The sequence below is a fragment of the Sphingobacterium sp. Ag1 genome, assembly GCF_000988325.1.
In the GTDB taxonomy this organism is placed as follows: domain Bacteria; phylum Bacteroidota; class Bacteroidia; order Sphingobacteriales; family Sphingobacteriaceae; genus Sphingobacterium.
In genome coordinates, this window is the sequence record NZ_LBGU01000043.1 from 404,173 (window position 1) to 418,494 (window position 14,322).

The 14,322-nt window shown below is 44.3% G+C and carries 7 protein-coding genes; 2 read left to right on the forward strand and 5 right to left on the reverse strand.

The genetic code is table 11. From position 1 onward, the window contains the following. Window positions 1-5: 5 nt before the first annotated feature. Both AAW12_RS19265 and AAW12_RS19270 read right to left on the reverse strand, forming a co-directional pair. Window positions 6-3,050 carry a SusC/RagA family TonB-linked outer membrane protein gene (locus tag AAW12_RS19265; RefSeq protein ID WP_046675242.1) on the reverse strand — a complete coding sequence of 1,015 codons (3,045 nt, stop codon included), beginning with the start codon at window positions 3,048-3,050 and terminating at the stop codon, window positions 6-8. A 402-nt stretch (window positions 3,051-3,452) separates the two neighbouring features. Beyond that, the gene (locus tag AAW12_RS19270) at window positions 3,453-6,182 is read right to left on the reverse strand and encodes a DUF5695 domain-containing protein (protein WP_197084099.1); all 2,730 of its coding nucleotides are present in this window, start codon (window positions 6,180-6,182) and stop codon (window positions 3,453-3,455) included. Window positions 6,183-6,455: 273 nt separating this feature from the next. Between AAW12_RS19270 and AAW12_RS25720 the strand changes: the two genes are divergently transcribed. Further along, window positions 6,456-9,857, forward strand: a complete 3,402-nt coding sequence (locus AAW12_RS25720; protein ID WP_053003827.1) for a family 43 glycosylhydrolase — start codon at window positions 6,456-6,458, stop codon at window positions 9,855-9,857. A gap of 33 nt (window positions 9,858-9,890) precedes the next feature. On the opposite strand, the gene AAW12_RS19280 is transcribed toward AAW12_RS25720, so the two are convergent. From AAW12_RS19280 to AAW12_RS19290, 3 genes are all read right to left on the reverse strand, one after another. Further along, complete coding sequence (locus tag AAW12_RS19280) at window positions 9,891-10,370, reverse strand: hypothetical protein (RefSeq protein ID WP_046675243.1); 480 nt, start codon at window positions 10,368-10,370, stop codon at window positions 9,891-9,893. 267 nt (window positions 10,371-10,637) lie between these two features. Beyond that, window positions 10,638-12,098: a tagaturonate reductase gene (locus tag AAW12_RS19285; protein WP_046675244.1), complete on the reverse strand. Its 1,461-nt coding sequence runs from the start codon at window positions 12,096-12,098 to the stop codon at window positions 10,638-10,640. 190 nt (window positions 12,099-12,288) lie between these two features. Beyond that, window positions 12,289-13,260, reverse strand: coding sequence for a helix-turn-helix domain-containing protein (locus tag AAW12_RS19290; protein ID WP_046675245.1), 972 nt, complete (start codon window positions 13,258-13,260; stop codon window positions 12,289-12,291). Window positions 13,261-13,433: 173 nt separating this feature from the next. Here AAW12_RS19290 and AAW12_RS19295 point away from each other — a divergent pair, with 173 nt between their 5' ends. Beyond that, complete coding sequence (locus AAW12_RS19295) at window positions 13,434-13,937, forward strand: hypothetical protein (protein WP_046675246.1); 504 nt, start codon at window positions 13,434-13,436, stop codon at window positions 13,935-13,937. Window positions 13,938-14,322 lie beyond the last annotated feature (385 nt).

Below are 14,322 nucleotides of genomic sequence, written 5' to 3' on the forward strand. Positions count from 1 at the left end.
TTAGGTTAAAAATTGAAGGTTAACTTGCCGGATATAATACGGTAGGAAGGGTAATTGAATCCATCCTGTCCGATTCCATCTACATTAACGCCCTTGTAGTTTGTCCAGATAAACAGGTTTCTACCGATAAGGGATAAATTGGCATTTTTCAGAACCTTGGAAAGGCCTAGTTTTTCTGTAGGAAGTTTATAGGATAACGAGAGCTCGCGAAGGGCCAAATAGGTGGTTTTTTCGATCCAATAATCTGTCACTTGGGAAGCGTTGAATACCTGCGTGGTAAAGTTTAGCGGTTTGCCGGCGGCCGCACTTCGGTCAGAAAATTCTGAGCGATACACATAGGTCAGGTATTGTGCAGTTTCATTGAATTTCTGTCCTCCTTGCTGCCAGTCCAGCACGCTGTAAAGTGAAAAACGCCCGTAATTAAAGGTATTGGTAAAGCCCAGTAAAAAATCTGGATTCGCATCGCCTATAATTTTGGCATTACCCGTTGCGGCATTGACATAAAATACGGGAGCTTCATTTGCCGTACCCAAAGCTGCTTTTTCGACGACAACACCAAAGTCATTCACCACATAATCTTCAATCCGTTTTGTACCGTTACCGGCATTGATGACAAATCCGTCGGCATTGGTTTGCAGTTGCGCGAGATCCGAGTGGATACTGTATCCATAGATTGCTGTGGTACTGGCGCCGACAGCTTTTCGGTAACCGTTGTATGTAAATTCGGGAACATCGCCCAGTGATGTAATCCGGCTACGGACACGGCTGAAAGTAAGGCCCGATGACCAACTAAATTTTTTATGCTCGAGCACTTTTCCATTGATCTCCAGTTCGAGTGAATTTGATTTTACAGCGCCCAGATTGTCGTAGATGCTTGCTGAGCCCGAAATTGGTGTAAAGGCTGGGACAGATATAAAATCGTTGGTACTATTGGAAAAAGCGTAGTTGAACTGCACATTAAGTCGCTTAAATAAAACGGCATCAAAACCAAGTTCCGTTTCCGCGGTAACTGCCCGCTTCAGGTCGGTATTATCATTTTGTGTATAGCTGACACCCCCTGTATTGGTGATGCTGACCCGGCTGTCTTTGGCTCCAAAAGGAGGAAGGCTTCCCGCTTTTCCGTAAGCCACCCGCAGCTTGAATTCTGTCAGTGGATCGAGCTTGATATCCTGCGTTAAACGGTAGGCCGCAGAAATCCGGGGAAAAAAGGCCGTACCCACATCGCGGCCAAACCGTGAACTCTGATCGAGCCGACCCAGAGCATCGACAAATAACTTATCTGCCCAGGCAAACTTCGCATTGAGGAAATAGCCATGATTAACTGTCTTTTCCCAATTGGATGAAATGACCCTGGTGCTCGGTTCGGTTACATCCAAGCTTTTGACCGGTGCCGTCAGATTTCGCCCCGATGCATTGAAACCTGTCTGTGATGCAAATTCATACACATACTTGGCGGTAAGTCCCCAATCCAGCTTTTCCGTTCTGCGGTTATAATTTAACTGTAGCTGACCATTTTTGCTGGTGCTTTTAGAGGTTCTTAAAGGATAGTTTCCGTTGTTGAGGATGACATCCGGGACAATGGTTTGATAACCTTTTGGATAGTATTCTTCGGTATTATATTGTTTTGTCTGTAAGGAAAGAGCACCTTCGGCACTCAGGTGTTCGGTAATTGCATATTTTAATTTTCCGCCCAAGAGCAGATTCTCGGTCTGATAGGCATATTCCTCATTGCTCAGTCGATAGAAAGGATTCGTCCATTGTTGCCCCGAAAGATTGCTCCCCTTGGGAAGGTAGACATATTTTCCCGATTCATTCTTTTCACTGAGATCGATAAAAGGTTCGACAAGTAACGTCGAATAAAGCAATCCATCCGAACGGCTGGATACAGCACTCGAAGGTGTATTGAAGAAGCTGTACTGCGTGGTCAGATCGGCTGTAATCTTGGGTGAAACCCGGTAGCCAAGATTGAACAGGATGTTTTGTCTTTTGTCTGCATCGACGACTGGTGAAACACCGCCTTTGTGTTGGTTTTGCGCAGATAAATAGATGTTATATTTTTCACCACTTGCTGCCGCAGATATGGAATTTGTAAAATAGCTGGTCCGACCCAATAGATTTTTGGTATTGTCCACATAGTCTTTATAGGGATGCAGATTGACCGAAAAACCATTTTCCTTGTAGTCGATCACCCGGGCACCATTGACCAATAGGAAAGATCCATCTGGGTTGACCTTGAAATGATGCTGATAGGATAGGGGAGGAAGTAATAACAGACTCGAATAACCAAGTTCGTTGTCAAGGGCGATATTCAGTTTCCCCTCCTTTTTGCCATTTTTGGTCAATACCTGAATGACTCCGCCCTCGCCGCGGGTTCCATATAAGGCCGAAGCTGCAGCTCCCTTGACAACTTCAATGCTCTCTATGTCGTTGGGATTAAAATCTGAAAGACGGAGGGCAGTGACGAAGCCATCCACCACGATCAAAGGTTCTATTTCTCCGGTCACGGACTTTGACCCACGGAGATATACCGATGCCCCGGCATTGCCCCCCGACTGGTCGATACGAAGGCCGGCGACTTTTCCGCGTAAGCTCGTGGAGGCATCAAGAGCAGGAACGGTGCCGATCAGTTCCTGGTCTACTTTGGTCAATGCGAAGGATAGTTTTTTGCGGCTTGTACCTTGAGCAACACCGGTTACCACGACTTCTTCCAGGTCTTTACTTGCTGGGCTAAGCTCAATAACAATGGGGCTTTTGTCGATAACAAGGGCTAGCGACTTGTAGTTGAGATGCGTTAGCTTGACCTTAAAAGGGAGCTTCTGTCCAGTAACAAATTGAAATTTACCCTCCCGGTCGGTTCTCACAGCATGGGTAACAGCGTCCAATTGCACAGTGACATCTTCTATAGGCTGTTTGGTAGAAGCGTCAATGATATGGCCCTCAAGGGTTGCGTTTACGATAGGTTTGGGTTTGTTCTGTGAATAAGTGGGGTGTACCCAAAAAAAGAACAATAGAAAATAGATAGAATACAGCCGTACTCCAATGTTTTTCATAGGATTTGGATTAATAGTTAAAATTAAACAAGTGCCAACGCCAATTGATTACTTGCAGGATTTCTAGGGAATGTTTCTACAGCAGAACACTGTAGCTTTTTGTTAGCGACGCATTCGCATGGATAGGATGTTGAATTGTTGATTTTTCATAAAGGATCTTAAATGTTAAAAAAGTTTAGTTGATTGAATGTAATAGTCAAATATAGGAAATAATAAATAAGGTCTATAATATTGGTAGATTATTTTTAGATCAATGGAGTTTGGCAGTTGCGATTAAATCAAGGCGGGCTTCCATTAAATGGAAGCCCGCTTTTTTTGGCATCTATGATCGCTTCTGTTTCTAGCATGGATGCTAGCGTAAACATAGCCCATGTTTGAGTAGGCCATTGCCTGGATTCTTTTCTACTTCAGCTTTTTCAATTTTACCGCTTTTATTGATGGGGGTATTACATAGCGATTCAATGGATCTTTGTTTATTCCTTCCACCTCATAATGGCTTTCGGGATTTACATTGAGCAGCATATTCGTGCTATATTGGTTTGCCTCAGTATTGAAGATCAGGGTGACGCTGCGGTCTTTTTGATCGTACTGTAATTCGGCAATTTCTCCGGCATCGGTGGTCAACCAAAGATTTTCTTTTGCCAGAAAGACACGTCCTTTGGAAGCTGTAGTCAGGGCAACCGAGACCAGCTGTTTTTCGGTTTTTAGCTTACCGCTGAAAGCCAGCCAGCCAAATTCGGGATGGTCGACAATATAGGTACCTGAATTAACAGCATAACCATAAAAACCGGTTCCATAATCGCCCGAGATGCCGTCATTGGCCAGTGTGGACGGGTAAGAGTGGAATGCTCCAGGACCAAAGCCGTCTTGGGTGACATTGGCCAATGCGCCCATCATACCGGCATGTCCGATCCGTAGCAGGTAGAAATCGTCTGGATGGTCGCGGTAGGCCGTCAGGACGGGAATGGCATTGAGGGCCGAACCATAATGATGCAGCTGACGCTCAATACGGGAGAGTTTGCCACCATAAACAAAATCCCAATAACGGCGCGCACTGCCATTGTACCCCCAGTGGGGAACGGTCGGCATGTAGGCGATGATGGCATTTAGGGTGACTTGAGCCTTTTCATCGAAACCAAAAAAGCGTGACCAGAGGTATACCTCTTCCTGACCGGTAGAGTCCCAGGGCATCTCGCTTCCGAATGGATAATTGAGGGTCTTCCAATGCTCTGCTCGCTTACGCATGGCGGCTTCAAGCTTATCGGCCATGGTGGTTAATCCTTCCTTTCTGAGGTCATTGAGTACGATAAGGAAGATACTGCCTTCCATTTGACCGAACTGCGCGTAATAAGGCGCTTTTTCGACCATGGCGATACTGGTCTGGTACGCCCGTTCGAGGTACTTGTCCCAGGTTTCTTCGTTGACCAGATTGTTGTAGTTGCGGGCAAGCCTGTACATCACCCAGTGTGCTGCCGCCACGTGTGGGTAATTGTAGGAGCGCCCAATGTCATCGGCTTCTTTTTTTGGCCAGGCCGCCCAGGTCTTCCAGTTGATGTCCGAACGGTAGGTTCCTGCGGGCATCGAGTCGGGTTCATAATAAAATAGGCTTTTGACAACCCCATATTTCTTGTCGCCTTCTTTATGCTGGATATGGCCATATAGCGTCTCATTGACAAAACGTTTCAATTTGGCTATTTCCTGCTGATCGGGCTGTAGTACCTGTTTCATCAAGGCGGCAAGCCAGCTTGCGGCACCGGCTTCATCGCTTAGACCCGCAAACCAGGCACTCTTATTTTGGGTGATGGGCTGCTGTTCTTCATAGTCGTAGGATATAACAGATGGTGATCGGCCAAAAAGATCTTTATCATTTTCATACCACTGCTTGGTAGTGAGGAAATGGCCCAGATCTTGGACGACTTCTTTTTCAGATTTGATCACTTTATAGTGTATCGTCTGTGTAATGCCATCCCGGTAGTTGATGGTAAGCCGCGCACGTCCCCAATGGTTGCCCTTCACTTCGTATTCGGTCCAGTGCTGTGCTGTACTTCCTTTTTTTGTCAGGGTTAAAGCACCTTCAGGATAGACACTGACATTTTTGACCGCTTTGCTATGCTTAACAAAAAGTTTGGCGGGATTGTCCATGGGGACAACATATCCGGGCAGTCCAACAGCAACAGGCCGATTATTTTTCAGTAACTCCGATTCAATTTGCCGGATACTTGGTGCGAGGACAAATTTTAAGGCAAAGGTCTTTGATTCATGTGGCTTCAGGAGGGTAGAAGTCGGTGTATTCCATTGTTCTACGCCTTTCCAGTCAGTCTCGGCATAGGCCTTACTGTGGATCAGCCATTCATGAAATCCCTCAAAGGTAATACTTCGGGGAGTCGGGTCGGTATTGAGCGGATTGTAGGCTTCAAAGCCTGCATTTTTATAGGGCAATACCAATAGACTCGGTCCATTGCCATGTAGACGGTTGACCTGTAAATACCCTGCATCTTGGCCGATATAGGGATCGAAAAATACATTCTGTGCATGCGCCTGATCGAGATTTTTCCAGTCCATGTTGTTATTGAATGGAAGGGGGATACCCAGCGCGCCAATTTCGATGGTATAATCAGTTGGATTTGAAATCTCAAAGCTAAGGATCAGGTCGCCATGGTCATCTTGCCAGTTGCGGATGACCTTTAAGGGGATGTTGTTGAGCGTAGGACTAATATCTGCGCTGGCCAGGTTGTTTTTTGTAGGACTTAGCGCCTTTACGTGCTTACGCGCTGTAGCCGAAGAATAGGCGCTCCAGGAGCTGTCGCCCTGACGACGCAAACTGATCGTGATGTCACCGATATGAAAAAATTGATTACGGTCTCTTTTGCGCAGGAGTTCAACAGGTGTATAGTCAAAGTCTTTTTCGCTTCCGTTGGGTCGAAAAGAAGATAGCGTCTGCGACGCATTGAGAATGGCTACACTGAGGTTTTTGAGGGTGAAGCTTTTGGCGCCCTCTTCTACGCCTAAGGTGGCTTGCTGCGCTTTGACTGCTTTCCATACGGGGTGTTCGTCCTGCTGGCTATATACGCTGCTTGGCAACTGTGTGCATACGAGCGCAAATAGGATCCAATAGCATTTTTTAAGATTCATTTTAGATATTTTAATACTCATTATAAGACAGCTAAGGTCAATGCTCTTACAAAGATGAAGGATTGTACCCTGTATTTATGGGTAGATTTTAACCTTCAATAGCCCATTTTTAACCAGTTAGCCCTCAAAATTTGTAATGTGATGACTGAAGTTATAAATTTAATGTTAAATAGACATTTATCGTAGATTTTATTTGTTGTAAAGTCTGTTAAATGGCAATATCGTTTCTTATGTACCTGTAAACTCTTATGTACTTGTAAACCTTGTGTTATCATGAAACATCATTTTTCTTTCGCTATTTTGGCAGCAATGGTTATGTCGCTAACAGGGCTGGTGGCTCAGCCGTTGAAACCGTACCAACAGCCTAATGTATTGAATCCACTGCTGCCCGGATATTTTGCGGACCCGAGCATTAAGAAAATTGCCGATACGTACTATATCTATGCGACTACGGATGGGAACGGTTGGGGCGCAGGTCCTTCGCAGGTGTGGAGCTCCCGGGATCTGAAGAACTGGACCATTCAACCCATGAACTGGCCCAATACACATTGGTACTGGGCGCCTGATATGACGCAGGGATACGACGGACGGTATTACCTCTATTATAGTCAGCCTGTAGAAATTTTTGGTGCAGTGGCCGACAGCCCGACGGGACCCTGGGAACCTTTGGTAGCTGGAGGCAAATCGATGATCCCTAATTATATGATTCCAGGTGTAATTACTCTGGACGGGCAAACCTTTCGGGATGATGATGGCCGCATTTATCTATTTTGGGGAACCTGGGGAATCTACCCCGATCATGGATGTGGGGTGGGGATATTCAACAGGGATATGAAAACGTTCGAAAAGACAGCATTGATCCCCAATACGGTGGCAAAGGACTTTTTTGAGGCGCCCTATATGTTTAAGCGTAAGGGCATCTATTACCTGATGTACTCCTCGGGGCATTGCGAAGATGGTACGTATCGTGTTCAGTACGTTAAAAGTAAAACCGGTCCAATGGGGCCTTTTGAATACCCGTCGACCAATCCAATATTGAGTACAAACGAGGATGGCAGTATACACGGTCCGGGACACCATAGTATTCTTGAACAGGATAATCGTTATTTCATTGTCTATCACAGGCATAACAATCCACACGCTGGGGGTGGCTTCCACCGTCAGGTTGCCATGGACGAGCTGTTCTTTACGCCTGACGGCGATATTGAGCCGGTGCGGCCCACACATGCTGGTGTACCGGATTTACTTACATCGGCGGTAGAGCCGGTAGATTTGGCTTTCGGTAAAACCGTGACGGCCTCTTCCTGGTACAATGCGGAATTTAGGCCTTCTTTTTTAGTAGACAACAACAATGGAACGCTATGGCGGGCCAAAAATAATCAGGGACCCGCCTGGGTAGCTATTGACCTGGGTAAACCAATGGATATACAGACCATAGCCATTCAGTTTGAATACCCGACGTATGCCTATCAATACCGACTTGAAACTTCTGTGGATGGTCTTGCCTGGAAAAGTTTTGTAGATCGTTTGGATAACGACCGTTGGGCAAGTCCTATTGTGGAACATGGTAAAGCTTCGGCAAGATATGTTAGATTAACCATTTTCAACACGCAATTGAATGGACTTCCCAGGGCTGTTTGGAACATGAAAGTATATGCACAACAGCTTCCACAACAGACGCTATGGTCTGCAGCACAAAAGATGCCTGTGCAGGAAGTCGCAGTGGGTAATTTGATCCATATCGATGCGGCTAATTACCAGGAAGGGCAATACGTAAAAAGTATTCAGAACAAAGGGCTACTCGGGGGTATGTTCAGTACGGACCATGCCTTGGCCGTTAAAAACTATCAGGGTAGAAAGGCATTCTTCTTTGACGGAACTAGCGCATTGCGCTCGACCTTCGCTGTGCCACAATCGTTGGCAGCAAATGGCTCCTATAGTATAGGACTGTGGGTCAATAATCCGGACATAGCGCGGTTTGAACAGCTGGTTGCCTGGTCGTCGGGGCAGCAGGATCTCAGTAAAGCGATTTTTGGTTATGGTACTGATGCCGGACGTGGGGCCATCACGCATGGTTCCTGGCCTGATATGGGGTATGCATCGGTTCCGGACGCAAATGTGTGGCATCATATTGTATTTTCTTTTGACGGCTATCAGGAGTCTGTTTATGTGGACGGAAAGCTGCAGCGCAGGGAAAATAGGATGCTGTTTGTCAAGCCCGGGGATGTTTTTGTCCTGGGAGCTTCGGATGTACTGGACCAGCATTTTTCGGGCTATGTATCCAGTTTGCAGGTATATAATACGAGCTTGGATGAGGAGGAAGTGGTTAGGTTGGCCAATGAAGTACCTAAATCGAATTTCTTTGCGCTGCAAACTGACGATTTAAACCCCGGAAAGCTCAGTACCTTGCGGAACCAGGGAACAGCTAAGGATACTTTAGTGACGGTTGACGATGCGGAAGTTATGATAGCCGGAAATAGACTGGCACTGAAAGGTAAAGCTTTTGAAAGTGCGGCGCTAAGAGAGGTTCTTCAGCAGCAGCGTTATACACTTGATTTTGATTGGTATGACGATGCTACCTGGCAGCATGCTGTGCTTGTCAATGATAAAGGAAAGAAGAGCTTTTATCGCAATGGGAAGATTGAAAAGCGCGTGTTTTCTGACAAACTGCTGCGGATAAATAAGCCTACTATCGACTTTGCTTATCCATTTCATTTCTTTCGTGCCTATTCCGGCACCTCAACATCGGATGAGGTAAACGCGAAGTTCAGTCAGTGGAAAGCGGGCTTGGCCAATGGCCTGGACGGGTATATTCCGCAAGTACTCTTTCCACCGCGCCTGATCAATGCCGATCAGGTGTTTGCACAGGTCGAAAAACAGCAGGGAATGTGGTATCTATTCCGTTCTGGGAACAAGAGCTCAGGCTGGAAGCAACAGCCTTACCATCTTTTTAAATGGACCGAAATTGGCGGCTCCATCGAAATTCTTGCAAAGGATGCCTTTGGCCATGTCAGTAAACCGGTAGTGGAAGCGATTTCGGCGCAAAAGCCGAAATTGGTGCAGCCAGCACAGGATGAAAGCTATTCAGCCAAGGATCAGAAAATTCCTTTCTGGGATGGTTATCAATACAGTGAAAGAATCGATAGTACACAGACAGCGCTTTCCTACCTGGCTGGAACCTGGAAAATCCAGTCCAAAAATACAAAATGGGGCGATGCAGATCTTCTGGCGCCCTTTGTTTATAAAGAGCTGGAGGGCGATTTCACGCTAGAGGTTAAGGTAAGTGATGTGGTAGGCCTGGGCCGTAAAGTACGTACATCAAGTGAAGCTGGTATCATGATTCAAAGCATGGATCGTAAGGATGCCTACATCAGCAATTGTATTTTGACGGGATGGAACCTAGGCAACCTTTCGCGGAGCATCGGTCCACAGATTTTTCAGGAAGAGAATACAGGAACGGGCCTTAATTTTTCGCCTTACCTTCAGGTCCAAAAGGTCGGTAGTTATTTCTTTTTGCGTTGCTCGATAGACGGTGTGGATTGGAAAGATCTGCCTGGAACACCGTTTCTACGTCCCGATCTGAACGGCAAAAGACTTCGCGTCGGCCTTTACCAGATTGCCGGTAACAACCAGTTGGGCTATGGCGAATTTGAAAGACTTCGTATCTGGAAATAAAAACAGTGAGTAGATGAAAAACGGTAAGAAGGATCACTTGGAGTCGGATAGCGCCAGTGTGCCGATTAATGAGTCAGCCTCCGCCTTTCCGATATGCTTACTGTATGATTCGGTCAGTACTTGATAGTTGATATCTAATACTTTATCCTGTATATTATAGCGTGTCATCACTTTCAGGACTTTGGTATATTGCCTCTTTTCGGCATCGTAGCCGAAAGCGAAAAGATCCAGTTCTTCCTTGATGTTGCAGCCTTTAAAATAAACATTTTTCCAGCGATGTCCTAAATTGCCAACGGGATTATACCAGATGATGGAAGAATCGAGATTTCTTCTGCCCCAGCTATCGGGAATGGGATACAGGCCCAGTTTCTTACGCTGTTCATTGTAATGAAGGCCATATTTTTCGGTGATACATGTTTTGCTGAAATACGACCGGATGGAAGGATAAATGGGTAATAGAATAGCAATAAAAGATAATACGACAAATAGGTTCCGAAAAGTGGTCTTCTTCATAAGTGGTCTTTTGATGTTGCCTGGCTAGCTTCCGCTTTTTATTGTAGCTAGACAATAAAGTGCTGTTTGCTGGTTAAATATATTAAAAAAATACGGAGTGATGCGCTTCTAAAGTCGATTTTCAAAAAAAATAAAAGACTTTTTTCCATCCATACAAGTAAAATACGGAACGATCAAAAACATTCGTTCCATCCAGCCATTCATACACTGGAATGAGGTTAAGTCGTTTCATTACTGAAATGACTAGTCACATATCTAATTTTGGTCCTAGTAGGCGTTGATCTTTAGATATTTTTCAATTGCTTGCCCGATACTGTTGACCTCGATAAATTCAACTAATTCCTGTACCAGGTTAGAAAATTCAGGATAGTCCGCTAATGATAGCTCCCAGATATCCTTATCCGACAGTAGGGCGTGTGTCGACTTTAAACCGTCGATATATTGGCTCAGCTTCGGTTGGAGGTCGTCCTGAAAAACAAGCCTTCCACTGGCGGCTTCACGAATGACCAGCAGATAAGCCGCAACACCAATGGCTAGACCTACTGGTGGTTTGCCCTGAAAAGAATACCATGGGGCGAGTAGCGGAAACACACGCATTTTCATCTTGGTGGTATACTGTAAAGCTATAGCATGCCAGCGGTGGGCAAGAAAGGGATTTTTAAAGCGGTCGATGACAGCACTTGCAAATTCCTCCCAGTCTACTTTGTCGATATGGACACAATGCTGCAAGATAGGGCCGATTTCGTTAAAAAGGATATGGCGGATATATCGGTCAAACGCAGGAACTTGGAAAAAGTCCTTCACATATTCCACAGAAGACAAAAGCGCGATGCCGCAGCATAGGGTATGGGTAGCGTTTAATAAACGTAGTTTGATCTCTTTGTACTGCTCGATGTTGGATACAAGTTTAACTGCAGGATCAATTGCAGCAAATGAAAGTTGTTTCTTTACGGTTTCACTGTCTGTTTCTATTGCCCAGAGACAATATGGTTCGGCCATAATAGCGAGTAGGTCTTCATAGGGGAACTTGCTGCTCGAGATACTGCCTGGGACGATACGGTCGACGAGTGAATTGCAAAAGTGATTGGCCTCTTTAATCCAGCTGACAAATTCGGGGTTAAGATTTTGCCGTTCAGCTATTTTAATGATGATTTTTTTAAGTACCTGTGCATTGTCGGGAACGAGTTCCGTCGGGATAATAATAAGTCCTTTGCTTGGATCGCCGTTAAAATGACGGAATCTGGTATAGAGATATGCAGTTACTTTAGCTGCAAAGCTTGCCGGAGGATTATCTCCGATGTCACCTTTATCTTCGACCAGACCTGCTTCTGTGGTATTGGATAGCAGGATTTCCATCTGCGGATTTGTAGCAGTTTCCAAAATTTCTGACCAGCTTTGCTGTGCCGACAATACCCTGGAAATGGAGGCATTTACTTGCTGACGATCGACAATCTTTCCATTTGAATAACCCTGCACGCAGAGGGTATATAGCGCATCCTGTGTATTGAAAGCTGAACTGTCACCTTGGGTAGTTGATTTTACAACCAAAATTCGTCCATTAAATAGCCCTGCCTGATTCGCCCGATGGATAAAATCATCGGGTAGTCCTCTCAAAAGGGAACCTGTCCCAAACTGAATCACTTTTTCGGGTAAATCGAAAATGGAGGAGTGGGGTAGATCTATATTGTGAACAGCTATATTAATCAGATTTTCTTTAGACAGCTTCATGTGGCGTAAGATTAGATTCTAAAAATCAAAAATGATGACGCAACTATTTATGACGCGCGCATATTTATCTAAGTACAAGTCTAACGGATCTTCATCTTATTTACAAATGAAAATAATCTAGCAGCCTTTATTGGTCGATATTGTACTATTTTTGGTCGATAAGCATCCTGTCTTCGAAAGGAATAGTATGCTACTTGACCTGGCTGGGACTGACCGCAAACTTTTTCTTAAATGCAGTACTGAAATGCTGCAGCGAACAATAGCCCATTTCAAATGCGATTTCAGTAACCGGTTTTTTACCCTCGAGGAGCTGGTTTTTAGCAAGCTCTAGACGCAGGTCGGAAAGATAAGAAAATGCAGTTTGATGGAATACTTCTTTAAATCCCCGTTTGAGTTTATATTCATTTAGACCGGCTATCTTTGCCAGTTCAATCAGCGAGGGAGGCGACTCGATATTGTCGACCAGATAATCGCGTGCGAATATAATCCGTTCTTTATCGTGATCATATTTGAGGTAGGTAGAGTTTGAATGTTGGATAGTATTGAAGGACTCTGCTTGCAGGACAAGTAATTCAATGGTCTTCGAAAGAAAAAATAACTTTTTGAGATCGGCAGCGTAATTACAGTTCAAAATCGAATGAATGCAGTTCAGTTGGGATAGATCGATGTTCAAATTGGCTTTGGAAAATAGGATGGGCTTACCTGCTACAATGCTATCGGCAAATCGTTTAAGAGATTCGTTTCCATTTTTTGATATGTTCAAAAAAGATTCCTTTTGAAATTGAATCACAAAGGACTTCATTTTTAATTCATCAAACATCATTTTTCCCTGCGCCTGTGTGCCATAGCTTAGATTATGCTGATTTTTTTTCAATTCAAAAGCAGCTTCCATTCCATCCTGTTGGATCGATGTACAACCTTGCAAATTAAAATGCATGCTGATCAATTCGGTATCTCCCTTCCAGTCGAAATGCGTTGTCCGGTCAAGAATGGCTTCGGTGTATAGGATTTTAATACCATCAAAAAACCATTGTTTTGATGATAGCTCTCCATCCGGAAGCCTGATGTTAAAGGCATGCTCTTTTAAGCCTTCACCATCGAAGTTATCGTGATCAAAGGCCATGTGAAATGGTTTATCGTCAGTTTTGAATTCGAATCCCATTGTTCCCTAATTTACTAATTTTACTCCTTTTTTTGCAAGTTTCCTCGACTGCCACGGTATAATTTTGTATGAAAGAGCTAATCAGGAACTGTAAAAATAGCATTTAAAAACGATCTGTTCTGATTTTTTACTTTTCAATACTAGCGGATGATATTTTATGTTAACTGTAATCAATGATGAAGAAGAATACCCTTATATTTTCAAAACCAACACAGTGGTTGTTCTATTCGATTTGTGCTTACTTCTTAGTGAATGGCGCACAGCTTTGGGAGACAGCACTGATGGTGCCGGCATGGACAGCGGCACCTCCCGCTTCATTGCTTATTTTTCAGAAGCCTTACGCTTTGGATTTTAAGTTGTTTTGGATTGTCATGCACAGTCTACATGAAATTATCTTTATCGTCGCTTTATGTTATAATTGGAAAATTAAAGCACGCCGAGATTTGATGCTCGTGCTGTTTTTGGCCCATTTGGGGCTTCGAATCTGGACCCTGATCTACTTTGCGCCCACCCTGATGGAATTTCAGCGATTGCCCTACAGCGATACCGTGGATCTGATCCTGAAAGAGAAAGCCATGCAGTGGCGCAATCTCAATATTGTGCGTGTGGTCCTATTTTTTATGCTCAACTTTTTACTGATCTGCGGATTAAAAATAAAAGATAACAGCAATGAATAAAAATGCAATTATAATACGTGTCGGAGCCGTCGGAGCTATACCGCTGAAAAATATCAGACAGCAGCCTCTTCTTCCTGTAACCGATTAGTTTGTTGTCTTTTGATATCTTTGATGCCTTTACTCCCCAACCATTCCATAAAATGATCGGGATTGTCCGGTATAAAATGGATTACCTGACCATTTTTAAGAAGTAAAGAAAATATACCGCAATTAGCGATGAATTTAATTATTTAATCAGAACGATGTTTCAATAGTGAAAAATATTCCATTAAGTTTGGTTCGTTTTTTTCTTTAAAAAATAGGCTGGGTAAGATTACCCAAAATATGCGTTAAATGGTTAATTCAATCGATTGCATAAATCAATTCAAAGATGTGAAATATAGTT

Excerpts from the sequence above, each read along its gene's own strand:
- AAW12_RS19280 (WP_046675243.1), bottom strand. The coding sequence starts at position 10,370 with ATGAAGAAGACCACTTTTCGGAACCTATTTGTCGTATTATCTTTTATT.
- AAW12_RS19265 (WP_046675242.1), bottom strand. The coding sequence starts at position 3,050 with ATGAAAAACATTGGAGTACGGCTGTATTCTATCTATTTTCTATTGTTC.
- AAW12_RS19295 (WP_046675246.1), top strand. The coding sequence starts at position 13,434 with ATGATGAAGAAGAATACCCTTATATTTTCAAAACCAACACAGTGGTTG.
- AAW12_RS25720 (WP_053003827.1), top strand. The coding sequence starts at position 6,456 with ATGAAACATCATTTTTCTTTCGCTATTTTGGCAGCAATGGTTATGTCG.
- AAW12_RS19290 (WP_046675245.1), bottom strand. The coding sequence starts at position 13,260 with ATGGGATTCGAATTCAAAACTGACGATAAACCATTTCACATGGCCTTT.
- AAW12_RS19285 (WP_046675244.1), bottom strand. The coding sequence starts at position 12,098 with ATGAAGCTGTCTAAAGAAAATCTGATTAATATAGCTGTTCACAATATA.
- AAW12_RS19270 (WP_197084099.1), bottom strand. The coding sequence starts at position 6,182 with ATGAATCTTAAAAAATGCTATTGGATCCTATTTGCGCTCGTATGCACA.